Annotated in this window: 36 protein-coding genes; all 36 read left to right on the forward strand. The window is 72.6% G+C overall.

What is annotated here, in order from left to right:
* The first annotated feature begins 102 nt into the window (after positions 1-102).
* The 36 genes from D7M15_RS08895 to D7M15_RS09065 all read left to right on the forward strand — a co-directional run bounded on the left by D7M15_RS08895 (position 103) and on the right by D7M15_RS09065 (position 21,835).
* Positions 103-672 (forward strand): crossover junction endodeoxyribonuclease RuvC, encoded by a 570-nt coding sequence (locus D7M15_RS08895; RefSeq protein ID WP_121517003.1) that lies wholly within the window; start codon positions 103-105, stop codon positions 670-672.
* Entirely contained in the window at positions 669-941 is a 273-nt protein-coding gene (locus tag D7M15_RS08900) for a hypothetical protein (protein WP_121517004.1), read from the forward strand. Before D7M15_RS08895 ends, D7M15_RS08900 begins: the two co-directional genes overlap by 4 nt.
* A 5-nt stretch (positions 942-946) precedes the next feature.
* The gene (locus tag D7M15_RS08905; RefSeq protein ID WP_121520467.1) at positions 947-1,396 is read left to right on the forward strand and encodes a hypothetical protein; all 450 of its coding nucleotides are present in this window, start codon (positions 947-949) and stop codon (positions 1,394-1,396) included.
* On the forward strand, positions 1,393-1,725 hold the full coding sequence (locus D7M15_RS08910; RefSeq protein ID WP_121517005.1) for a hypothetical protein: 333 nt from the start codon (positions 1,393-1,395) through the stop codon (positions 1,723-1,725). Before D7M15_RS08905 ends, D7M15_RS08910 begins: the two co-directional genes overlap by 4 nt.
* 13 nt (positions 1,726-1,738) lie before the next feature.
* Positions 1,739-2,581, forward strand: a complete 843-nt coding sequence (locus tag D7M15_RS28170; protein WP_127201723.1) for a hypothetical protein — start codon at positions 1,739-1,741, stop codon at positions 2,579-2,581.
* 2 nt (positions 2,582-2,583) lie between these two features.
* The gene (locus D7M15_RS08920; protein ID WP_121517007.1) at positions 2,584-3,234 is read left to right on the forward strand and encodes a hypothetical protein; all 651 of its coding nucleotides are present in this window, start codon (positions 2,584-2,586) and stop codon (positions 3,232-3,234) included.
* Positions 3,234-3,467: a hypothetical protein gene (locus D7M15_RS08925; protein WP_121517008.1), complete on the forward strand. Its 234-nt coding sequence runs from the start codon at positions 3,234-3,236 to the stop codon at positions 3,465-3,467. The genes D7M15_RS08920 and D7M15_RS08925 overlap by 1 nt, the downstream gene beginning before the upstream one ends.
* Positions 3,468-3,472: 5 nt before the next feature.
* Positions 3,473-3,895 carry a hypothetical protein gene (locus tag D7M15_RS08930; protein ID WP_240649196.1) on the forward strand — a complete coding sequence of 141 codons (423 nt, stop codon included), beginning with the start codon at positions 3,473-3,475 and terminating at the stop codon, positions 3,893-3,895.
* Complete coding sequence (locus tag D7M15_RS08935; RefSeq protein WP_121517010.1) at positions 3,892-4,146, forward strand: hypothetical protein; 255 nt, start codon at positions 3,892-3,894, stop codon at positions 4,144-4,146. The genes D7M15_RS08930 and D7M15_RS08935 overlap by 4 nt, the downstream gene beginning before the upstream one ends.
* Positions 4,143-5,024: a site-specific DNA-methyltransferase gene (locus D7M15_RS08940; RefSeq protein WP_121517011.1), complete on the forward strand. Its 882-nt coding sequence runs from the start codon at positions 4,143-4,145 to the stop codon at positions 5,022-5,024. Before D7M15_RS08935 ends, D7M15_RS08940 begins: the two co-directional genes overlap by 4 nt.
* Before the next feature lie 5 nt (positions 5,025-5,029).
* Positions 5,030-5,305 carry a hypothetical protein gene (locus D7M15_RS08945; protein WP_127201724.1) on the forward strand — a complete coding sequence of 92 codons (276 nt, stop codon included), beginning with the start codon at positions 5,030-5,032 and terminating at the stop codon, positions 5,303-5,305.
* 71 nt (positions 5,306-5,376) lie between these two features.
* The gene (locus tag D7M15_RS08950) at positions 5,377-5,796 is read left to right on the forward strand and encodes a hypothetical protein (RefSeq protein ID WP_206337337.1); all 420 of its coding nucleotides are present in this window, start codon (positions 5,377-5,379) and stop codon (positions 5,794-5,796) included.
* Positions 5,793-5,975, forward strand: a complete 183-nt coding sequence (locus D7M15_RS08955; protein ID WP_121517013.1) for a hypothetical protein — start codon at positions 5,793-5,795, stop codon at positions 5,973-5,975. The genes D7M15_RS08950 and D7M15_RS08955 overlap by 4 nt, the downstream gene beginning before the upstream one ends.
* A 63-nt stretch (positions 5,976-6,038) precedes the next feature.
* On the forward strand, positions 6,039-6,311 hold the full coding sequence (locus tag D7M15_RS08960) for a hypothetical protein (RefSeq protein ID WP_121517014.1): 273 nt from the start codon (positions 6,039-6,041) through the stop codon (positions 6,309-6,311).
* Positions 6,308-6,901 (forward strand): hypothetical protein, encoded by a 594-nt coding sequence (locus tag D7M15_RS08965; protein WP_121517015.1) that lies wholly within the window; start codon positions 6,308-6,310, stop codon positions 6,899-6,901. Before D7M15_RS08960 ends, D7M15_RS08965 begins: the two co-directional genes overlap by 4 nt.
* On the forward strand, positions 6,898-7,323 hold the full coding sequence (locus D7M15_RS08970) for a hypothetical protein (protein WP_127201725.1): 426 nt from the start codon (positions 6,898-6,900) through the stop codon (positions 7,321-7,323). Before D7M15_RS08965 ends, D7M15_RS08970 begins: the two co-directional genes overlap by 4 nt.
* 93 nt (positions 7,324-7,416) lie before the next feature.
* Positions 7,417-8,136: a hypothetical protein gene (locus D7M15_RS28410; protein WP_165906223.1), complete on the forward strand. Its 720-nt coding sequence runs from the start codon at positions 7,417-7,419 to the stop codon at positions 8,134-8,136.
* A 62-nt stretch (positions 8,137-8,198) separates the two neighbouring features.
* The gene (locus D7M15_RS28175; protein WP_127201726.1) at positions 8,199-8,393 is read left to right on the forward strand and encodes a hypothetical protein; all 195 of its coding nucleotides are present in this window, start codon (positions 8,199-8,201) and stop codon (positions 8,391-8,393) included.
* Positions 8,394-8,597: 204 nt separating this feature from the next.
* Positions 8,598-8,996, forward strand: a complete 399-nt coding sequence (locus D7M15_RS28720) for a hypothetical protein (RefSeq protein WP_206337338.1) — start codon at positions 8,598-8,600, stop codon at positions 8,994-8,996.
* A gap of 241 nt (positions 8,997-9,237) precedes the next feature.
* Complete coding sequence (locus tag D7M15_RS08985; RefSeq protein WP_121517017.1) at positions 9,238-11,001, forward strand: SGNH/GDSL hydrolase family protein; 1,764 nt, start codon at positions 9,238-9,240, stop codon at positions 10,999-11,001.
* A 19-nt stretch (positions 11,002-11,020) separates the two neighbouring features.
* Positions 11,021-11,548: a helix-turn-helix domain-containing protein gene (locus D7M15_RS08990; RefSeq protein WP_121520469.1), complete on the forward strand. Its 528-nt coding sequence runs from the start codon at positions 11,021-11,023 to the stop codon at positions 11,546-11,548.
* Positions 11,538-12,824: a PBSX family phage terminase large subunit gene (locus D7M15_RS08995; protein ID WP_121520471.1), complete on the forward strand. Its 1,287-nt coding sequence runs from the start codon at positions 11,538-11,540 to the stop codon at positions 12,822-12,824. The genes D7M15_RS08990 and D7M15_RS08995 overlap by 11 nt, the downstream gene beginning before the upstream one ends.
* Positions 12,824-13,021, forward strand: coding sequence for a hypothetical protein (locus tag D7M15_RS09000; protein ID WP_121517018.1), 198 nt, complete (start codon positions 12,824-12,826; stop codon positions 13,019-13,021). The genes D7M15_RS08995 and D7M15_RS09000 overlap by 1 nt, the downstream gene beginning before the upstream one ends.
* Positions 13,011-14,561, forward strand: a complete 1,551-nt coding sequence (locus D7M15_RS09005) for a phage portal protein (RefSeq protein WP_121517019.1) — start codon at positions 13,011-13,013, stop codon at positions 14,559-14,561. The genes D7M15_RS09000 and D7M15_RS09005 overlap by 11 nt, the downstream gene beginning before the upstream one ends.
* Before the next feature lie 3 nt (positions 14,562-14,564).
* Positions 14,565-15,710: a phage minor capsid protein gene (locus D7M15_RS09010; RefSeq protein ID WP_121517020.1), complete on the forward strand. Its 1,146-nt coding sequence runs from the start codon at positions 14,565-14,567 to the stop codon at positions 15,708-15,710.
* A gap of 103 nt (positions 15,711-15,813) precedes the next feature.
* The gene (locus tag D7M15_RS09015; protein ID WP_121517021.1) at positions 15,814-16,632 is read left to right on the forward strand and encodes a hypothetical protein; all 819 of its coding nucleotides are present in this window, start codon (positions 15,814-15,816) and stop codon (positions 16,630-16,632) included.
* 13 nt (positions 16,633-16,645) lie between these two features.
* The gene (locus tag D7M15_RS09020) at positions 16,646-17,710 is read left to right on the forward strand and encodes a major capsid protein (RefSeq protein ID WP_121517022.1); all 1,065 of its coding nucleotides are present in this window, start codon (positions 16,646-16,648) and stop codon (positions 17,708-17,710) included.
* 5 nt (positions 17,711-17,715) lie between these two features.
* A complete protein-coding gene (locus tag D7M15_RS09025) occupies positions 17,716-18,204 on the forward strand; it encodes a hypothetical protein (protein WP_121517023.1) in 489 nt (162 codons plus the stop codon).
* Complete coding sequence (locus tag D7M15_RS09030; protein ID WP_121517024.1) at positions 18,201-18,767, forward strand: hypothetical protein; 567 nt, start codon at positions 18,201-18,203, stop codon at positions 18,765-18,767. Before D7M15_RS09025 ends, D7M15_RS09030 begins: the two co-directional genes overlap by 4 nt.
* 15 nt (positions 18,768-18,782) lie before the next feature.
* On the forward strand, positions 18,783-19,292 hold the full coding sequence (locus tag D7M15_RS09035; RefSeq protein ID WP_121517025.1) for a hypothetical protein: 510 nt from the start codon (positions 18,783-18,785) through the stop codon (positions 19,290-19,292).
* Between the two features lie 15 nt (positions 19,293-19,307).
* Positions 19,308-19,724: a hypothetical protein gene (locus D7M15_RS09040; protein WP_121517026.1), complete on the forward strand. Its 417-nt coding sequence runs from the start codon at positions 19,308-19,310 to the stop codon at positions 19,722-19,724.
* An 11-nt stretch (positions 19,725-19,735) separates the two neighbouring features.
* Positions 19,736-20,038 (forward strand): hypothetical protein, encoded by a 303-nt coding sequence (locus D7M15_RS09045; protein WP_240649198.1) that lies wholly within the window; start codon positions 19,736-19,738, stop codon positions 20,036-20,038.
* Between the two features lie 14 nt (positions 20,039-20,052).
* Positions 20,053-20,403, forward strand: coding sequence for a hypothetical protein (locus tag D7M15_RS09050; protein WP_121517028.1), 351 nt, complete (start codon positions 20,053-20,055; stop codon positions 20,401-20,403).
* Positions 20,400-20,834, forward strand: coding sequence for a minor capsid protein (locus tag D7M15_RS09055; protein WP_121517029.1), 435 nt, complete (start codon positions 20,400-20,402; stop codon positions 20,832-20,834). The genes D7M15_RS09050 and D7M15_RS09055 overlap by 4 nt, the downstream gene beginning before the upstream one ends.
* A 12-nt stretch (positions 20,835-20,846) precedes the next feature.
* Positions 20,847-21,320, forward strand: a complete 474-nt coding sequence (locus D7M15_RS09060) for a hypothetical protein (protein ID WP_121517031.1) — start codon at positions 20,847-20,849, stop codon at positions 21,318-21,320.
* Entirely contained in the window at positions 21,320-21,835 is a 516-nt protein-coding gene (locus D7M15_RS09065) for a hypothetical protein (RefSeq protein ID WP_121517032.1), read from the forward strand. The genes D7M15_RS09060 and D7M15_RS09065 overlap by 1 nt, the downstream gene beginning before the upstream one ends.
* The last annotated feature ends 132 nt before the right edge of the window (positions 21,836-21,967 follow it).

A 21,967-nucleotide genomic window follows, 5' to 3' on the forward strand; every position in this document is an offset into this window, starting at 1 on the left:
TGGAGGTGCTGCGCTTCCTCCTGATCTGGACCGCGGTCGCGGGCGGCATCGCCGGCGTGTGGGTCCTCTGGAACGTCGACCACGGGCGCGGGGGTGGGGCCGATGATTCCCGGACTCCTCTCCCCCACCGACACCCCGCCCGCCCCGACGGCTGTCGGGCTGCGCGTCATCGGCCTCGACCTCAGCCTCACCTCAACCGGCGTCGCCTACCCCGACGGCACCACCCACCGCATCAAGACCCATGCGCGGGAGGGCGACCGGCGGCTGCTCCGTATCCGCGACCGGATCGTCCAAGACCTCGACCACTACGCCCCCACCGTGGCCGTCGTCGAGGACCTGCCCCGTCACGCGATGGGAGCCGGGATCACGGCGATGGTGCACGGCGTCGTACGGGCCGCTCTCGCCGAGCGGGACATCCCGTACGCCCTCGTCGCCCCGGCGACGCTCAAGAGCTACGCCTGCGACCACGGCCGCGCCGACAAGGCGCAGATGACCGCCGCCGCGTACCTCGCGGCGGGCGCGCAGTTTGCCGACGACAGCGGAGGCGACCAGGCCGACGCATGGTGGCTCCGCGCCGCCGGTCACGACGCGTACGGGCAGCCGCTGTTCGCCCTGCCGCAGGCGCAGCGCGACCGGCTCCGCAAGGTCAACTGGCCGACGGTGGCGCCGTGAGTCCCGCCCTCGGCCCGACCGTCGGCGGCGATACGCCCGGCCCCGGGCTCCGCGTACGCCTCGACCACCCCAAGGCACTCCCGTCCGCGGATTTCTGCTGCGCCTGCGGCCAGCTCGCCGAGGACGCCGTCGGCGCCCGCGAGGTGCAGCAGTTGGTGATCCGCGCCGAGCGCCACATGCGCGACACCTGCACGAACCCCGCCGTACGGGCCGCCGCCGCACACCGCGACTGGCGGCGCCACCACCCACCGAAGAAGAGAAGGAAGTGATCGTCATGCCGAAGATCGACAAGGACGCCGACGTCGAGATCAAGCTCGACTCCGCAGCCGGACTCCTCCAAGGCTCCCTGACGGAGGAACAGCGCCGCGGCCTCTTCGAACACCCCGGCTCGGCGGTCGTCGCCGTCGTCGAGTTCGTCTCCGTCACCTACACCGGCCACGCCGACGGCGAGGAGAAGCCCCCGCAGGTCAAGGTCCGCGTACGGACCGCGGAGGCCGCCCGCGACGACGCGCAGGCCGACCAGCTGCGGGAGGTCGCCCGCGGGTTCTACCGGCGCCGCAAGATGGACCAGACCCTCGACGAACTCGGGCCGGGGCCGCGCGACGCGGACCGCGCCGTCGAGGCCGCCCTCGCGAGCGTCCCGACGGAGGGCGAGTTCCGCGAGCACAAGGAGCAGACCGCGGCCCGTAAGCGCCGGTCCGGCCACGTCGAGCAGCACGGGTGACCAACACCCGGCAGGCACGGAGCAACGGGGCGCGGCCGACGCGCTGCCCCCGCTGCCACCGGCCCGTCCTCCGCCAACTCGTCGGCCAGCGGGCCGCGTTGGACGTCACCGCCGACACCGCGCCCCTCGCACCGGCCGCCGCCCACGCGCTCACCGGTCCGAACCGGCTCGCCTGGTGCCTCCGGCAGACCCGCGACGGGCCCGACCTGCGGTGGACCGGCCCCACACACCGCGCGGGCTGCCCCCACCCCCACGTCATCGACCACCAGTGCACGGCCCCGAACCGCCCTCGGGCGGCGACGGCGACCGCGCAACCCGGACTGTTCTGAGGAGCACCACAGCATGAGCCTCGACGCACAGGACTGGGTGTGGGAGCACTCCCGCGCCAAGGGAACCGCTCGCCTCGTGCTGCTCGCGATCGCGGACTGGGCGAACGGCCCGGACTGCTCGGCGTACGCCGGTACGACGATGCTGATCAGGCGCAGCAACGCGGCGAAGTCCTCCGTCGTCGTCGCCGTCGACAGGCTGATCGAGTCCGGTGAACTCGCGATCGTCGAGGGCCGTACGGGGCGTCGCGGGGAGCGCTGCTACTCGCTGCCGCTCGCGATCGGGCACACCCGTACGACCCGCGCCACAGGGGGTCCGAAAACCGGACCGGTACGGAATCCGGACCGGTCCGAAAACCGAACCCCAGGGGGTACGGAATCCGGACCCCCCCGGTCCGAAAACCGGACCGGTAGGGGTCCGAAAACCGGACCCCAGAACACAGAGAACGCAGTAAAACGCAGTGGAACGCAGAGAGAGCGCGCGGGCGCGCGTACGAACGGACACCGCAGCGGCTCGGTGAAGACCCAACAGCCTCTCTCTCAGATCGACCCCGCATGGCAGCCGAGCGAACACCACCTCGCCGCCGCCCACGCCGACATCGACCGCCTCGGCCCCGACGCCACCTCCGCGGCGACCGCCAAGTTCGTACGCCACCACAGCGCGAAGGGCACAGCCGCAGCCGACTTCGGCCCCCTGTGGATCACCTGGCTCGCCCGCGAACACGCCGCCCTGCCCACGCCATCCGGAGTGGTCGTGCACCTGCCGACCGCTCCCCGCACCGGCGGAACGTCCACCGCGACCGAACGCGCCGCCGCCGCCTACGACCTGTCCGCCCGCCTCGCCGCAGAGGAGAACTGATCATGACCCCGTCCGAAGCCGCGAAGCTGCTGGGGAACGCCGCCGCGTTCGACAACCGCACCGTGGGTGAGGCAGATGCCCGCGCGTGGGCCGCCGCCCTACACGACGTACCCGGCGACCCGGACGCGTTCGCCGCCGTCGCCCGCTACTACGGGACGGCGCCCGTCGACGGCCGTCGCCTGTGGATCGAGCCGCACCACGTGAGGGCCCTGCGCAAGACGATCCGGGACGAACGACACGGCGAGACGATCCCCGCGTACGACAGCCCGGACCCGCAGGAGTCCGGCGACGAGTTCGTGCAGCGGCGCCGGGAACAGCTGCGCGCGATCGGCGACGGACGCCTCACCCCGACACCCGTACGGCAACTCGGCGGCGGCCCCCACCCCTCCGTCGCCCCCGCCATCGCGAACGGCGTACGCACCGTCAACGCCACCCTCGACGGCGACGACGGGCAACCCCGCCCGTACATGCCCGAGGAGATCCGACGCGCCTCCGGCCTCACCGACCGCCCCCCGGAACTCCTCGTCGCCTGCCCCGAGCCGTACTGCCGCGCTGACGCGCGACGCCCCTGCGTCACCCCGCGAGGCAAGCGCCGCACCACGACGCATCAGGCCCGGCAGCGCGCCGCCCAGCAGACCGCAGGAGGCGCGTGATGCCCGCCTACGACGAGGAGTTGGAGGCCCTGTTCTCCCTCGACCTCTGCACCCCCGACTGGCCGGACAGCGACGACGAGCCGCGCACATACCCCAGCGGCCACGCCCGCCCCGCCACCCGCGCACCCACCCCCATCAACCCACGGCGGCCCATCACCGACACCCAGCCCATCGACACCTACCAGCCCGCGGCATCCGGTTCCGCCCGGCCGCGCACACACGAGGAGCACTGACTGACATGCCCCAGCCGTACACCGACGCCGACATCCGCGCCGAGGCCGCCCGCCAGCACGCGCTCTCTCTCGATGACCCCGACTTCATGGGCATCGGCGAGCGCATGAACGACACCGAGATCCCCAGCTTCACCACTGAGGACGAGCCCGGCCTGGTCGAGGGCACGACGTGGGACGCCCTGTCGCGAGAGGACTTCGACGCGGCACAGCGTGCGATCGACGACCTACTCGCCGGCGCCGCAGACGTGTCCCGCTGGGCCGTCGACCTCGGCGCCGACGGGCTGGAGCCGGTCGACGGACAGCTGACCGCCGACACCGGCGACGGGCCGCTGTTCCGCATCCACATCGCCGTGCGGCCCGACATGCCCGAGGACGTGCGTACGGCCCTCCTGGAGGGCCTCGGCATGGAGATCGCGAAGTACCTGTGACCCGCGCACCCGAGGAGCAGCTGATGGTCGAGCCGACGCTCGTCTACGTGGACGCCGGGAACGACGAACTCGCCGTGACCGCCGTCCAAGCCGCGTCCGAGGCGTTCGGTGCCGTGCCCGTGGTCGCCCTCGCGATCACCTCGCACCACACCGACGAACCGGCGTGCGTGTGCGTGCCGTTGGCCGACGTGGACCGGCTGGTCGCCGCGATCCTCTCAGCGCGCGACGAAGCCGGAAGGGAACACCGATGACCACCCCGTTCTACGCCGACGAGCACGTGACGCTCCTCTTGGGCGACGCGCTGGAGACCCTCCGCGGCATGCCCGACACCTCCGTGAACTGCATCGTCACCAGCCCGCCGTACTACTTCCAGCGGGACTACGGCGTGGATGGCCAGTACGGGCTGGAGCCCACCCCGCAGGACTACCTCGATGCGTTGCTCGCCGTCACCGGGGAGCTGCACCGGGTCCTCGCGGACCACGGCACCTGCTGGCTCAACTGCGGCGACGCCTACAGCCAGCGCAAAGCGGTGCGCGTGAGCAGCCACCAGGAGGGGCTCCACGGCCGGGTGCGGGGCGGGCGCCCGTCGTGGCGGGAGTCCCGCGCGGCCGGGCTCGCCCGGATGAGCACCGAGAACCTCATCGACGGCAGAGCAGTCACCGAGAAGAGTCTGATGATGCTGCCGGAGCGGCTGGCGCTCGGCATGCAGGACCAGGGCTGGATCATCCGCTCGAAGATCATCTGGGCCCTCACGGCGACGACCCCTGACCCCGCACCGGACCGGCCGCCGGGTCGCTGGGAGCCCATCTACCTGGCCGTCAAGTCCCGCCGCTACCACTGGGACCCGGCATCTCAGGCTTCGGCCTCCGACGTGTGGACATTGCCCGCGTCCCGCGGCGGCGGCGCCCATACGGCCAGCTACCCGCCCGAGATCCCGGCCCGCGCCATCGCCGCCGGATGCCGCGAGGGCGGAACGGTGCTCGACCCGTTCTCCGGCTCAGGCACCACCGGGGTAGCCGCCCTCGCCGCCGGGCGCCGCTACGTCGGGATTGACCTCAACCCGAAGTACCACGCCGAGGCGCTGCGTCGGATGCCGCAGCCATCGCTCCTCAACCTGACCACACCGTGACCCGCATGGACGGCCACACCACCCCGGCCGTCCCCGGGCAACTCACCCTGGAGGAAACCGTGCCCGAGATCCGGCTCACCTGCATCAGCACCGACGCCGCCGCCGCGGTCGTCGCCGAGGCCACCCGGCCCGGCGACACCGTGCACACCGTCCGGCAGGACGGCGCCCAGGTCGTCATCGGCTACCTGGACCCGCGCTGGCCGCTGAACGTCGCGGACTGGGCGGGCGAGCACGGCCACGCACACGACGACGACGCGGCGCGCGTGATCGCGCAGTTGTGACCCGCATGGACGGCCCGCCCGCTCGAACCGGGCGGGCCGCCACCCACCACTACCCCACGGAGGACCCGCACATGAGCTACCCGACCCTGTTCACCACCCCCGGCGTGAAGGCGTTCGCCGAGGACGTCGACGCCGAACGCCAGCGGCAGCTCGCCAAGTTCGGCGACCAGCACCACCCCGACGGCACCGGCGGCTCAGGACCGCGGTACACCGCCGACCGCTACCGCTCGATCGTCGACCAAGCCCTCCAAGGCGACGGACCCACGTGGCGTGACGTCCTGCTGGAGGAGGTGTACGAGGCCCTCGCCGAGGAGGACCCGGACGCGCTGCGCGTCGAGCTGGTGCAGGTGGCCGCCGTGTGCGCCGCGTGGGTGAGCGATCTCGACAGCCGCACCAGCGACCGCCACTCGGCCCACCCGGCGCCGTGCCGGGTTCCTGACTCCCCGGACTGCACCTCCCCCGACACCGACACCCCCGGCGGTGCGTCGTGAGCGCCCGTGACGGATATGCCGGGATCAGCCTGGCCGGGCGCTGGGAGTGCGGTGCCTGCGGCGCGGACGGCGACGGCTGGTACGACCTCGACGACGGCCTCGTGCTGCACGACGAGGAGGGCCACCCGTTCGCTGTCGAGGACCACGTCTGCCCCGACGCCGACGGCGGTGCGTCGTGAGCACCCGTGCGCGGATCGCCGCGCTGGACGTGCCCGCCCGCGACCACGCGCTGAAGGAGCCCCATGTCTGACACCGAGCACGTCGCTCTGCGCACCGCCGCCCAGCGGCTGCGCGCCACCCCGGTCACCATCGCCCGCCACGCCCCGTACCCGATCAGTCGCTTCACCGGCGCCGCCCGGACCGGACGTCGAGACGGGCTCGCCGCGTGGCTCGACGGCCAGGCCGACGTCGGGCGCCGCGAGTGGGGCGACCACACGCCGTACGCGCACGCGCTCGCCGTGGCGCGCTACATCCTCCGCCGGAGCAGCCCGCTCAACGGACGGCGGACGCGGTGACCAACCAGCCGATCCCCAGCCGCGACGCCATCCGCCGCCAGGCCGCCACGGTCCGCGCCGCGCAGCGCCGTGTCGACGACCTCCTCGCCGCCGCCCTCACCCTGACCGGCCGCGCCGTACGCCGAGCCGCACACGCCCGCCGCGACGACTACGCCCTCACGCCCGACCCCGAACAGGAGCAGCCCATGCACAACCCGACCCCCGCCGCCGAGATCCGCGCCGCCGCCGAGACGCTGCGCGCGCTCGCGACCGCCGCCTCCACCGCCACCTCCACACCCCTCGCCCGCGGCGGGCAGCCCACCACCCGCTGGCACTTCGCCGAGCACGTGTCCGGCTCCGGCTACCTGTACGCCGAGAACCCGTCCGGGCGCGGCGTACGCCTCCTCCGCACCCTCGGCGCCGGGGGACGTGGCCACCGCGACCCCGCGAGCATCCGCACCCGCCACGGCGCCTACGCCGCCGCCATGGACCCGGTCGTCGGACTCGCCCTCGCCGCGGCGCTCGACGAGGCCGCCGCCAGCATCGAGCAGGGAGCCATGGCCGAGGCCCTGCTCGACGTCGCCCGCGCGATCAACAGGAGCCAGCCGTGAGCGACCTGACGCCCGCCCAACAGCGCCTTGCCGAACGGCTCGTGGAGCGTCGCGGCATGGGCCCCGAGGCGGCCCGCACCGCGGTCGAGGACGTCCTCGCGCGCGGCGACCGCAGCCCGTGGGCCGCCGCCGTCCGTACGCAGGCACTGCCCCTCGCGCTGGAGCTGTACGCGGAAGCCGCGCGCGCACTCGCACGCGCCGCGCTTCCGATCTTCCAGCAGTTCGCGGCGGCGGCGCGGACGGCCGCGCGTGACGCCGAGACCGTACGGACGCTCAGCCGCCGCCGTACGGGCGTTGCCGCCCAGCGCTCGCCGTACGGACCCGCGCGCGCCCGGGCCGAGATCCACGTCCACGCCGATCCGCCGGGCGTCGCCGAGGAGATACGCGACATCCGCAGGAACGGCCCGCACCGCAGCCGCTGAGCACGCAGCAGGGGCGCGCCCTCGATCTCCCCAGACCAGGCGCGCCCCCAGGTGATCACCACCGTACCCCCGCCACGCACCACGGAGGACACCGTGACCACCACCCCGCAGCAGCACCTCCAGACCATCATCGACCGCTGGACCGACCTCACCGACACCCTCCCCGCACCCACCACCGTCGCCCCCTACGGCCTCGGCCTCCACGCCTACCTCGCCGCCCTCGACGCCTACGACGCCGAAGAAGTCGCCGCCCGCCGCGCCCTCCGCATCGCAGACCGCGCCGACCGCCCCTACGACGCCCTCGGTGAACGCCCCGTACCCATCCGCCTCACCACCCTCGACACGATGCGCGCCGTCGAGGCCGTACTCCTCGACTGCGCCGACCAGATCGCCTCCGCCATCCAACGGCCGGCCGCCAGCGCCCTACCAGCCGTCACCGGGGACGACGTCGGACTCCAACTCCGGCTCCTCGCCGCGAAGGACGCCGCCGACCGGTCCCGCTGGTCCTGGACCGACCCGGCAACGCGCACCGCCCCGTACGCCGCCGTGTGGCTCCGGCACCGCCTGGACGGCGTCTCCGGCCCGTTCGCGCCCCTGTCGGCGCTGCACCGCGACCAAGTCACCCGCGTTGCCCGTGGGACCGCTCAGCGCGTCGAGGAGACGCTCGGGCTCCAGCGCAGCCGACGGGCCCTCACCGAACCGTGCCCCCGCTGCCGCGGGCGGCTGGAGATTCACGGCGGTGACGGGCAGCCCCCGGTGGTGGAGTGCTGCGGCTGCGGCTGGAAGCGCACCGACAACACCGTGGCTGCCTAAGCGCACTGCTTTGTCGGTGGAAGTACGTAGCCTCACCCCCACGGCCCGACGAAGGAGCACCCATGCGCTACGCCGACGATCCGAAACGACTGGCGTCCCTCTTGCGTGAACTCGCCGACGCACTCGACCGCGGAGGGGTAAGCGAAGAGGACAGCAGCGCCGTACAGCGCCTGCCGCGAGAGGCACGTGACGCAGCAAAGGAACTGGACCCGCCGACCCCAGGAGGTGGCAAGGGCAGGGTGATCATTCTCGACTGACGGAGTGCCCCGCCAGGCCCCCGCACGGCGGGGCACTTGCATGAGCCGAGAGTGATGACGCACACTTGCCCCAGTTCCGGCATGCCCGGACACTCCAGGCCCGCTACGTGCGGGCCTCAGCTATGTCACGAACCGGTCATACGGTCACCGGACAGCCCGAACCCCTGTGAACCTGAGCGCTCCACCGCGTACACAGGGGGCACCATGGGCCAACACCGCACCACAGCAGCCGCGTTCGCGATCGCCGCGACGCTCGCCCTCACCGCCTGCGGCTCCGACGACGGAGGCGGAGACGACAAGCCCGACGTCCCCCCGTACAAGATCACCCACCAGAGCAAGACCGGGAACCAGCGCACCGTCGACATCGAGGTCAAGAGCACCAAGCAGCTTGAAGCCGTGTTCGAGGACGCCGCCGACAAGCTCACCGATGACGCCGGGTACTACATCGGCATCAACTGCAACTCCGGAGGCTCCGCCGCAGCCGACAACCGGCTCGCCAACGGACGCAAGGCCGTCGGCAGCATCGGCGCCGCCGTGACCGGCATGAACGACGGGGATATCGAGTACGAGGCCGTCGAGGGCAGGACCTGCCCCGACAAGTAGACCCACTCCCCACCCAGCAGAGCCCCCTCGCCGTACGGCCAGGGGGCTCACGCATGCCCGGGCAGCTCCAACGTCCCTCACTCACGTCGTTGTTGAGCGCCCGACGGGCCGCCGCCCGCCACGCCTGGGGAGGACCGGGCGGCGGCCCACACCCTTCACCCCGTGCAGCGCGGGCCCACACCCCGACCCCCGGGTGCTGACCGCCCTGCACGGCCCACCCGCGCGCGCCGGAGGTGACGAGATGTCGTTCCCCGACAGCGCCCCCGTCGTCACCCTCACCGGCCGCCTGCCGTCCGCCGCGGGCGGCGCCGGGCAGACCGGCACCGTCACCTGCACCCCGTCCGCAGTGCTCGTGGACGCCGACCGGCACGCGGTGTACGTCGGCGCCGGCAGCGTCGACGTGGTCGACGGCGAGTTCAGCATCGACCTCGTGCCGTGCAACGCCGCCGGCGTCCTCCCGACCGGCTGGGTGTGGCGCATCGACATCCGGCTCGACGGATGCCGGCTGGAGTTCTGGGCCGACATCCGCGGCCTCCACGGCGACACGATCCACCTGGACGAGCTGCTGCCCGTCCCCGCGCCCGGCGGCGGCTCCATCCCCGGCGGGCTGCGCGGCCCGAAGGGCGACCCGGGCGCGTCCGCGTACGAGGTCGCGCAGGAGGAGGGGTTCGAGGGCACGCCGCTGGAGTGGCTGGCGTCCCTCGTCGGAGCGCCGGGTGAGCCGGGCGTCGACGGCGCGGTAGGGGCGCCGGGCACGGCAGGCGCCCCGGGGGCGAAGGGCGACCCGGGCACGCCGGGAGCCCCCGGCGCGAAAGGCGACACCGGCCCGGCCGGGAGCCCCGCCCCGCTGTGGCGCCGAAGCGCGCTGCCCGACCCGGCCGTCGCCGACGCGGTCATGGCGGACACCCAGCCCGTGCTCACCGTCGTCAACGGCATCTCGCCTACATCCGGGTACGTGCGCTACGTGCCCGCCCCGATCGCGCTGTCCGCGGGCGAGGTGCGCGGCCCGTACGCCTTCCCGGGCTCGGGCGGGCTGCTCGCGGGCGCGGGCGGCGACGCCCAGTACGTGGCTCCGTCCAGCAAGTACCCCGGCAACCGTGGCGACCAGTCCACGTGGTCCGTGGCGTTCGGGACGGACTCCCGCTACATCGAGCTGCGGTTCAAGCAGTCCGTTGCAGCGACCTCGTACCGGCTGTCGATCAACGGCCGCAAGGCCACCGACCTCATGCAGGCGACGGGCGCGGTGACGACCGGCACGTACCACCTGCTCAGGTTCGACCTCGGCTCGGCGGCCCCGCGAGTGATCCGCTTCGACTTCTACATCCTGGGCTTCGGCGGCATCTACCTGCCGCCGGCGGCCACCATGTGGCAACCGGCCCTCCGCGGCGGCCCGTTCGTCTGGTACGGCGACTCCATCACCGGCGGCACCTCGTACAACACCGGGGCGGGCTGCGGGACGTACGCGGACCGCGCCGCGCGACTGCTCGGGGTCGACGACTCGTACCGGCAGGGCCTCTCCGGCACCGGCTACCTCGCGACGTCGTCCACCACGCACTTCGGGTTTCCCCGCTTGCAGACGGACCTCCTCAACCTGGCCCCGAAACGCGCGGTCATCTGGGGCGGCATCAACGACAAGTCGTACGCCCAGCCCGACATCGCGGCGGCGGCGAACACGATCTACGCGGCGATCAAGTCGAGCCTGCCGTCGTGCGAGGTGTACGTGATCGGCGTCTTCTCGCCGTACGGCAACCCGGATGCGGCCAGCACGCAGACGGACGAGACGATCCGCGCCTGCGCCGCCAGCGCCGGGTTCCCGTTCGTGTCCCCGCTCACCGGGGCGGTGTACGGCCGGGACGGCACCCTGCTCACGACGCAGGGCCCGTGGATGACGCCCGGCATCGCGCCCGCGTACATCGGCGCGGACAACGTCCACCCGAACGACGCCGGGCACACGTACCTCGCCCGGCGCGTACGAGACGCCGTCGCCGCGTGCATGCCGGACTGACCCGGAGGAGGTGACCACCGTGGCCGTCAACCACGACAAACGCCCGGTCACCGACGACGACCGGCAGCAGATCCGGGTCCTGCACGCCGAGGGCCTCGGCCGGAATGAGATCGCCCGCCGCCTCAACCGCAGCCCCCGCACGATCAGCGTGCAGGCCACCGACATGGGCCTCACCTTCGACCGCACCGCCACCGCCGTCGCGACCGCAGCCCGGAAGACCGATGCGAAGGCCCGCCGCGCCGCGATCATCGACGGCCTGTACGACGTCGCCGAGGACGACCTCGCCTACCTCAAGCAGGGCGCCGGGTACGAACTCGTCGAGGTCTCCATGGGCGCCCCCGTCCGCTACACCGTCGACCGGCTGCCCGCACAGGACCGCCGGGCGCTGATCGGCGGCATCAACACCGGCACCGGCGCCGCAGCCAGGCTGGAAGCCCTCGATGCAGGCGACGGAGCCGACGACGCCCGGAGCATGATCGGGCAGCTTGCTGCCGGCCTCACCGCGGCGTACCACGCCATGAACGAGGGGGATGGTGATGCTCCGTGACCTCGGCCTGCCCCTGTCCCGGAAGCAGATCGCCAGCATCGTAGAAGCGCAGGACGCGCCGCTCGCCCTCTGGTCCGGTGCCGTCTCCTCGGGCAAGACCATCGCCAGCCTGGTGGCGTTCCTCGTACGGCTGGTCGCTGCCCCGGACCACGGCCTGGTCGTCATCGTCGGCCGCACCCTCCAGACCATCGAGCGGAACATCCTCGACCCGCTCCAGTCCACGCACCTGTTCGGGCCGCTCGCCGCGCACGTGCACCACACCCCGGGCTCCACCACCGCCGTCATCCTCGGCCGTACCGTGCACCTGGTCGGCGCCTCGGACGCCCGCGCGGAGGGCCGCATCCGCGGCTCCACGATCGCGCTGGCGTACGTGGACGAGGCCACCCTCGTCCCGCACTCCTTCTGGATGATGCTGCTCTCCCGGCTCCGCGTCGGCGACCAGTCGCGGCTGCTGGCGACCACCAACCCGGACGGGCCGTTCCACTGGCTCCGTTCCGAGTTCATCGCGCGCGCCGACCAGGTCGACCTGACGCACTGGCACTTCACCCTCGACGACAACCCGGCCATGGACCCGAAGGTCGTCGCCCGCCTCAAGCGCCAGTACACCGGCCTGTGGTACCGCCGCTTCATCCTCGGCGAGTGGTGCCTCGCCCAGGGCTCGGTGTACGACATGTTCGACGAGCAGCGGCACATCGTCGACCTGCTGCCGCGGATGCGCCGCTGGATCGCTGTGGGCATCGACTACGGCACCGTCAATCCGTTCTCCGCCGTCCTCGTGGGCGTCGGCGACGACGACCGGCTGTACGCGGTGTCGGAGTACCGGTACGACTCGAACACGGCGCACCGGCAGCTGACGGACGCGCAGTACAGCGCGGGCGTACGGAAGTGGCTGGCGCAGGTGCCGCGCCCGGGTGAGTCCGCGTCCGGCGTACAGCCGGAATGGATCTTCGTGGACCCGTCGGCCGCCAGCTTCATGAACCAGCTGTGGGCAGACCAAGTCCCCTCGATCGCGCCCGCGGTGAACGATGTCCTCGACGGCATCCGCTCGGTGTCCGTGGCGCTCGGGTCGAACCTGCTGCGCGTGCACCGCTCCTGCACCGGGCTGCTCGCCGAACTCCCCGGCTACGCCTGGGACGAACGCGCGGCCGAGCGCGGCGAGGACAAGCCGGTGAAGACCGCCGACCACTCGGCCGACGCCCTCCGGTACGCGCTGCACTCCACCGCGCACACCTGGCGCGGCCTGATCCGCACCGACCGGGAGGAGATGGCTGCCTGATGGCCGCGACCGGGCACATCCCGATCTACATGCGGATCGGCACCGGCGCCGAGGCCGAGATCGGCTACTTCGTGATCAACGCGGGCGCCGACTGCCACAAGGGCCTGACCACCAGCCACATCGCCGAAGCACTCCGCTCCGTGGCGGACGTGCTTGAGAGCCCAGAGCCGGAACAGGGGGTGCACGATGCTCCCTGACGACAACACGCCGTGGCCGCCGCTGGCGCCCGAGGTGCGGTCCGCGCTCGCGGACTGGTCCGCGTGGTACTCCGCAAACCCCGACAAGCTCGCCGAGCGGTACCTCAACCGTGGCACCCGCGACGCCCAGAACCGGCCCTCCCAGATGCGCGGCGGCGTCGTCGGACGGTTCGCCCGCTGGTGGTGGGGTCAGCCCACACCGCTCGGGGAGAAGCGCGCGAAGATCCACGTGCCGCTCGCCTCCGACATCGCCCGTACCAGCTCGGAACTACTGTTCTCCGAGCCTCCGCAGATCACCACCGAGGACACCGCTGCGCAGGAACGCATCGACACCCTGATGAAGGGCGGGCTGCGGGCGACGCTGCTGGAGGCCGGGCAGGTCTGCGCCGCGCTCGGCGGGGTGTTCCTCCGCAACGTGTGGGACCCCGAGATCAGCCCTCTGCCGTGGATCGCGCCCGTCCACGCGGACGCCGCGATCCCCGACTTCTCGTACGGGCGGCTCCGCGCGGTCACGTTCTGGACCGTGCTGGAGGACGACGGACAGCGCCGCGTACGGCACTTGGAGCGGCACGAGCGGGGCGTCATCCGGCACGCCGTGTTCGAGGGCACCCTCGACAACCTCGGGAAGAGGCGGGACCTGGGAGGGTTCGAGGCGACACGCGGCCTGATCCTGGACGGCGACGACTACCTCACCACCGGCGCCCCCGGGCACCTCACCGCCCACTACGTGCCGAACATGCGCCCCGCCCGGGACTGGCGCGACATCTCCTCCGCCGCATGGTGGGGGCAATCCGACTTCCAGGGCATCGAGGGCCTGTTCGACGCCCTCGACGAGACGTACGCCTCGTGGATGCGGGACGTACGGCTCGGCGCCGGCCGCGTGCTGATGCCCGACGGGTTCCTCCAGTCCCACGGACCCGGACAAGGCGCCAGCTGGGAAGACCGGGAGATCCTGACCGGCCTGAACATCCCGCCCACCTCCGAACAGGCCATGCAGATCGTGCAGTTCGCGATCCGCGTGGCCGAGCACCGAGACACCGCGGCCGGAATCATTAGCCAGGCCATCCGGCAGGCCGGGTACTCCGGCGCGACGTTCTCCGAAGGCAACGAGGGCACGGCGGTCACCGCGACGGAGGTCAAGGCCCGTGAGAAGCGGTCGATGACGACGCGGTCGACGAAGACCCTGTACTGGGAGCCGGAGCTGGCCGGGGCGCTGGAGGCGGACGCGGCGCTGTGCGTGGGCCGCTTCCGGCAGTCCCTCGCGGTGGAGCGGCCGAAGATCGAGTTCGGGGACTCCGTCACCGAGGACGTACGGGAGCTGGCGGAAACCGCGGCGGCGCTGCGTACGGCCGAGGCCGCGTCCACCGAGACCCTCGTTGCGTTGGTCAACCCCGGCCGTGACCAGACGTGGGTGAAGGGCGAGGCGCGCCGGATCCTGAAGGAGTCCTCGCGGGGCCCGCAGGCCGATCCGACGATGACCGGCGCCGAACAGGCCGCCGCAGGCGGGGGTCTGTTCGGGGGCGGCGAGGCGGAGGAGTAGCCGATGCCCGTCTCCCCGGCCGATGCCGAAGACCTCGCCGCAGCGGTGCGGGTGCTGTACGAGGACGCCGAACTCGCCCTCCTCGAACGTCTACGTGCGGCGGTCGCGGAGGGCATCGACTCGCCGCTGTGGGCGGAGATCAAGCTGCGGTCCCTCGGTGACCTGCGGGCCGCGGTCGAGCGCATCGCGGTCGCGCTGGAGCGGGACGCGTCCGGGTTGGTGGCCGCCGCGCTCGCCACGGCGTACGGCCGCGGGCGGCAGGCCGCCGTCGCGGAGCTGGGCGCGCTGGAGGAAGGGCAGCGGGAGCAGGCGGCCCGAGTCCTGCCGGGCGCCCCGGCCGTGGACCGTCTCGCCGCCTCGTACGCGGCGGACACGCGCCCGCTGTACGCCCGCATCACCCGCGCGATCGTGGACGCGTTCCGGGACATCACCACCCGGGCCGCCGCCTCCCCGCTGCTCGGCACCCAGACCCGCCGCCAGGCTTCCCAGCGCGCACTGGACGCGCTGGCGGCTCGCGGCATCGCGGCGTTCACCGACCGCGCGGGCCGCAACTGGCAGCTCGCGAGCTACGCCGAGATGGCCGTACGGTCCGTCACCGCCCGCGCCGCGGTGGAGGGGCACGTCGACACCCTGGACACGGCCGGGGTCGGGCTCGTCATCGTCTCCCGCGCCCCCCTGCGCTGCCCGCTGTGCGCCCGCTGGGAAGGCAAGGTGCTCTCCCTCTCGGACGTCCGGGACGTACGCGAGGAGCAGCACCCCCACGCCGTACAACCGGCTGGCCTGCGCGGCCTGCTGACGACCCGTACGACGCAGGTACGTGTCGCCGGGAGCCTGGCCGAAGCGCGCGCGGACGGCCTGTTCCACCCAAACTGCCGCCACTCCCTCAGCGCCTACCTGCCGGGGGTGACGACCCGGCCCCCGGAGCACGCCACGCCGGGCACGACGTACGCCGACACGCAGCGGCAACGCGCCATCGAGCGGCACATCCGCCGCTGGAAGCGCGAGCAGGCCGTCGCTCTCGACGACTCCGCGCGCCGCCGCGCGGGCGAGTTCGTCCGCAGGTGGCAGGCCGCGCAGCGCGAGCACGTAGCCGCGCACGACGACCTCCGGCGCAAGCCCGCGCGCGAGCAGATCACCGGAGCACGCTGACGACTTCGGCCCGCCGGGCGCGGGCCGGGAACACCGATCCGCCTGGCGCGGATCACCCCTTGGAGGCCCGCCAGGCGCGGGCGACAACTGCCCTGGAGGGCGCATGCCGAAGAAGACTCTGCCCCGCCACCGACTCGCGGGTGCCGGATGGATGCACCCCTACTCGACCGGCCCTTTCTCCCCGTTCCTCTACGCGGACGGAGGAGGGGACGGCGGCGGCTCCGGATCAGGCAGCGACGGCGGAGGGGCTGACGGCGGCGGCCAGGACGGCGGCGACGGTGGGGGCGATGGCGGCGGCTCCGGAAACGGAGGCGACGGCACCCGCAGCGGCGCCGGGAAGGACGGCGGCCAGGGCAAGGACGGGGACGGCGGCGGCGAGGATCTCGCGGCCACCGTCAAGCAGCTGAAGAAGGAACTCGCGGACGCCCGCCGAGATGCGGGCAAGGCCCGTACGGACGCGAAGAAGCAGGCCGCGGACGACGCTGTCGCGGCGCTGACGCAGCAGCTGGGCAAGGCCCTCGGGTTCGTGAAGGACGACACCCCGCCCGACCCGGCGAAGCTGGCGGAGGCCATCGCGCAGAAGGACACCACCATCGCCGAGCGGGAGTCGACGCTGCGTGCGAAGGACGTCGAACTCGCGGTGTGGTCCCGTGCGGACAAGGCCGGAGCGAAGGCCGCCGCGCTGCTCGACTCGCGGGCGTTCCTCTCCAAGCTCGCCGAACTCGACCCGGCCGACAAGCAGCAGTTCACTTCGGCCCTCGACGACGCCATCAAGGCGGCCGTGAAGGACAACCCCGGCAGCTTCGCCGCGCAGGCCCCCGCCGGGCGCTCCGGCGCCGACCTGTCCGGCGGCTCCGGCGAGGGCAAGACCAAGCGCACCGGATCTCTCGCGGGCGCAATCGCCAACCACTACCAGACCTGAACAGGAGTACCTCATGCCCGTGACCCTCGCGCAGGCGCAGGTGAACATGGCGGCGGACGTCGACTACGCCGTCATCGACAACCTGCGGCGCAACAGCTGGCTGCTCAACAACATGGTGTGGGACGACACCGTCAGCCCCGGCACCGGCGGCGGCTCCCTGATCTACGGATACACCCGCCTGCTCACCCCGAGCACCGCCCAGTTCCGCGAGTTCAACAAGGAGTACCCGGCCAACGAGGCGAAGCGCGAACCCAAGAGCGTGCAGCTGCGCCCGCTCGGTGGCGCGTTCAACGTCGACCGGGTCCTGTCGAACCTCGGCCCCGCCGCCACGAACGAGATCATGTTCCAGATGGCGCAGAAGCTGACGTCCGTCCGGACGCGCTTCCAGCAGGAGCTGATCACCGGCGACACCGCAGTCGACGCCTCGGGTTTCGACGGCCTCGACAAGGCCCTCGTCGGCCAGTCCACGGAGTACCTGCCGCTGAACGAGGGCGTCACCACGGGCTACGTCGACTGGTCCCCGGCCACCGTCAACAGCCAGGACAAGGCCATGTCGGCGTTCGACGCGCTCGACGACTTCCTGTCCCGGATCTTCAGCTCGCAGACCGGATCGGGTGACGTCGGCGCCGACGGCTCCGTGCCCGCAGGCGTCCGCGCGATCCTCGGCAACACCGTGTCCATCTCCCGCATCAAGTCTCTGGCGCGGCGGGCGGCGCAGTTCACCTCCGACCGGGACGCGCTCGGCACCCTGGTGGAGCGGTACGGGAACTGGGTCCTGGTCGACCTCGGCGACCGCGCGGACGGCGCCGCCCCGATCATCCCGATCCGGTCGGCAGACACCGACGGCGGCGGAGCGGGCGGCGTCATCACCGGCCTCACCGACATCTACGCCGTCAGCATCGGCCTCGACGCGTTCCACGGCGCGGCCATGGCCGCCCGGCCGCTCGTGCAGACGTGGCTGCCGGACTTCTCCGTCGCGGGCGCGGTCAAGTCGGGCGAGATCGAGATGGGCCCGGTCGCAGCCGTACTGCGGAACACCAAGGCGGCCGGCGTGCTGCGCAACGTCAAGGTCAGGTGAGCAGCATGACGAAGTACCAGATCGAAGCCCCCGTGCGGTCGTTCTCCGGTGAGTCCGTGGGCGTCCAGTTCACCAAGGGCACCGGCCACGTCACCGATGCCGACAAGCCCGGCAGGGCCGCGCTGGAATACTTCCGGCGCCACGGCTACGGCGTCCTCGCGGTCGACGACGACCACAAGCCGCTCGACGAGCGCGTGAACGACCTCGTCACCGGCCCCGACTCGCCGCCGCCCCCGCCCGCGGGGAAGCCCGACATGTTCGACCCGGGCGAGCACAGCGTCGAGCAGGTCATCGAGCACCTCCGCAAGGTCGACGAGAGCGTCGAGACCCGCCGCGTCCTGGACGCGGAGGCTGCGGGCGAGAACCGCGCGGAGATCGCGTCCGAGGGCGCCGCGCTCCTCGACCGCCAGGAGGCGCGGGACAAGGCCGCCGCCTCGACCACCACCCCCGCAGCGGCTCGCACCGCCGCCCCGAAGAAGGGAGCGCGGTCGTGACCGTACTCGGTACCTTCCGCGGCAACGTCCGCGACGACCTCGGCTGGCTCAACTCCGCCGGCCGCCCCGACCCGTCCGAGGTGTTCCACCGGGCGAACCTGCCCCGTACCGGCCTCGACGACGTCCCGGCCGCGGCGACGGGCGTCATGTGCTCGGTGGCACTGTTCTTGCACGACGGGGACACCGTCAGCGCGCTGACGTTCATCTCCGGCGGCACCGCGGGCGCGTCCCTGACGAACCAGATCGCCGCCCTCTACAGCACGTCCGGGGCGCTGCTCGCGCAGTCCGCGGACAAGACATCCGAGGCGTGGGCCGCCGACTCGGCGAAGACGTTCGCGCTCGCCGCCCCGTACCGGGTGACGAAGAGTGGCGTGTACTTCGCGGCGCTCGCGTTCGCGGCGTCCACCGTGCCGACGCTCGTCGGGTCCATCGGGGCGAAGCCGCACCTGTCGGGCGAGGCCAACCTCGCGCAGACCTCCGGCTCGGGCATCGGCGCGACCGCCCCGGCGACCATCGCGTCCCCGGCGTTCAAGCGGCACGTACCGCTCGTCGTCGCGACCTGATCGGGAGGCTGGCCCATGGCTCTCACGAGCAGCGTCTCAATCGCCGCGACGGCGGAGCTGTCCACGGCGCTCGACCTCACCACGGGGCGGGCGCCGTTGCAGGTCCGCAGGGCGGTGCAGTACGGGTCCGGCACGGGTGCGGGCAAAGCCGACCGGGTGTTCTCCGACCGGCGCACGCTGGCCGCGTCGGCGTCGGAGGATCTCGACCTGGCGGGCGTTCTCCTGGACGCCTTCGGGGCAACGATCACCCTCGCTCGGATCAAGGGTCTGATCGTCTCCGCGGCGGCCGGGAACACGAACAACGTGGTGATCGGCGCGGCGAGCAGCAACCCGTGGGCGACGCTCCTCGGCGCGACCCACACCCTCACCCTGCGCCCCGGCGCCACCCTGGCGTTGATGGTCGGAGAGGCGGACGCCACGGCGTACGCGGTCACCGCCGGAACGGCCGACCTGCTGAAGGTCGCCAACTCCGGCTCCGGTACGCCGGTGTCGTACGACGTCGTCCTCATCGGCACCTCAACCTGACGGGAGGAACGCGGCATGAGGGTGTATGCGCAGCCCGCGGACCTGACCGAGTACACCGGCGAGGAACCCCCGGACGGCGCGGACCGGCTCCTGCGGAACGCGTCCCGGATGCTGGAGGCCCGCGCGCTGCGCACCGCCTGGTACGACACCGACGCCGACGGGATGCCGACCCACCCGGCCGTGCGGGCGGCGCTGCGCGACGCGGTGTGTGCGCAGGTCGCGTGGTGGGGCGAGATCGGCGACTCCAGCGGGGCGTCCGCGGTGGGCTGGGGCGCCGTCGAGATCGGCTCCGCGAAGCTGTCGCGGTCGCTGACCGCGACGGACGCCTCGGCGTCGCCCGCCCGCCAGCTGGCCGAGGCCGCGATCGACGCACTGACCGCCCCGGACCTGACGCCGGACATCTTCCGCCTTGGGGCGGTGGTGAGCGCGTGAGGCTACCGGGCTTGCTCCTGCGACACGAGGTCGCCGTCGAGGCGTTCGAGGGGGCGGGCGCGTACGGCGAGACGTACGGGCCCCCGCAGACCGTGCGCGGCTTCCTGGACGAGCAGACCCGGCTCGTGCGGGACACGGGCGGCAACCAAGTCAGCTCGTCCTCGACGTTCTACTGCCACCTGGACGCGGTGACGGCGCCGCCGCAGTCCCGCGTCACCCTGCCCGACGGCCGCACGACGACCGTCATCGCCGCCCTACGGCGCGACGGAGGCGGCCTGCCCACCCCGGACCACCTTGAGGTGCAGCTCACCTGACGGAGGGACACCCCATGGCGCAGTACACGCGGATGAGCTGGGACGGCAACCGGCTGTGGACCTCCCGCGGGCGGCGTCTGGCGGCCGAGGGCCTTCAGCGGGCGCTGGAGCACACTCTCGGCGAGGCGAAGAAGCGGGTGCCGCTGGAGGAGGGCACGCTGGAACGCTCCGGGAAAGCCAACGTGATGGGCCTCAACGGGTCGATCAGCTTCGACACCCCGTACGCCGTCCGCCAGCACGAAGAGATGACCTGGCGGCACCTGCCGGGCCGCACCGCGAAGTACCTCGAACTCCCGATGAACTCCGAGCGGGAGGTCATGCTGCGGCTGATGGCCGTGCCGCTGAGCCGCTGGCTCCGCGGATGACCGGCTACAGCAGCGCCCTCACCGAAGGGCTCGCCGAGCTGGCCGCCGGGGCGGGGCTGGGGACGTGGCGTACGAGCGGGGTGTACGCGGCGGGCGAGACCGGCATCACGGTCGGCGTGGTGCCGGACGTGCCGGACCGGATCATCTGCCTCACCCCGTACCCGGTTGAGGACACCGACCTCACGGACGCGGTGACGGGGATGCAGGTCCGGCTCCGTGCGGGCCGTGACCCCCGCCACGTCCAGGACGCGGCCGACGCGCTGTTCGACCTGCTGCACGGCCGGGAGCACTACCAGCTCGGCGGCGTGCACGTCGCGCTGAGCTGGCGGCAGTCGCAGGCGTGGATCGGCCAGGACGAGCACGGCCGTATGGAGCTGACGGCCAACTACTACATGCGGACCACCAGGGCCGCGACCTACGCGAACGAATAGGAGTGATGGGCCATGTCGACGCCCACCCCGGTCACTGCTCTGGCCCGCCGCTGGCGGCTGGAGGTCAACATGGGAGACGCGGAGACCCCGGACTGGCAGCTGTGCCCCGGGATCACCGCGTTCCAGTGGACCGCGCCGCCCAACCACGAGGACAGCTCCGACTACGACTCCGACGGCTGGGCCGGGAACACCAAGACGGGCCAATCGTGGGAGGTGAAGGCGACGTTCAACCGGAAGATCTCCAAGGATTCGACCCTGTACAGCGCGGTGCACGAGAAGATCCGGGCCGCGTTCTTCGCGTACGGCGACGCCTCCCAAGTGCACATCCGCTGGGCCGACCGACTGGGCCTCCCCGAGGCGTACGAGGGCCTCGCCCTGCCCGCGTGGGAGCCCAAGGGCGGCGAGTACACCGACCTCGACCAGGTGGAGACGACGTTCACCGGCGACGGCCCGCTCACCCCCGTCACGAACTGGCTGGCCGCCTGATGGGGCGCCGGTTCGAGGCCGTCGAGGAGGTCCTCGACGACACCCTGACGCTGCCGGTACGCGGACAGGACGGCACCACCAGGGAGTTCACGTTCGATGCGCCCGACGCGGAGACCGGGCTGCGGGTGCAGCTCATCATGGAACACGCCACCCGCGTCGTCGTCGCGGGCGAGGCCCCCGAGGACTCCACCGTCCTCGACGACGCCGCCGAAGAGGACATGTACCGCCTCGCGCTCGGCGACCAGTACGACCCGCTGCGGGAGCACTGCGACTGGTCCAGGTTCAAGCACGCGTCGATGACCGTGGTGTTCTGGATCATCGCTGACGGCGAGACCGCCGAAAGCTTCTGGTCCTCCGGTGGCGACCCTTCTCAAGCGGCCCCGAACCGGGCGGCACGCCGAGCAGCAACCCGCGCCTCGGCGTCGGGTTCGGCGAAGTCGACCCGCAAACGGGGCTCCACGAGTGGTACGAAGGCGGCACCGCGGGCCCGCAAGGGCAAGAAGGCGACGGGCTGACCTGGGCTCAACTGCTGGAGCAGTGGCCGCTGATCGAGACCGACCTCCACGCCGAGTACGGCATCGACGTCGGCTCCGGCATCCTCCGCGCACGCACGTGGCGCTGGCTGCGCGTCCGTATCGCCGGGCTCC

This window comes from Streptomyces sp. Z26, from assembly GCF_003665095.1.
In the GTDB taxonomy this organism is placed as follows: domain Bacteria; phylum Actinomycetota; class Actinomycetes; order Streptomycetales; family Streptomycetaceae; genus Streptomyces; species Streptomyces phytohabitans.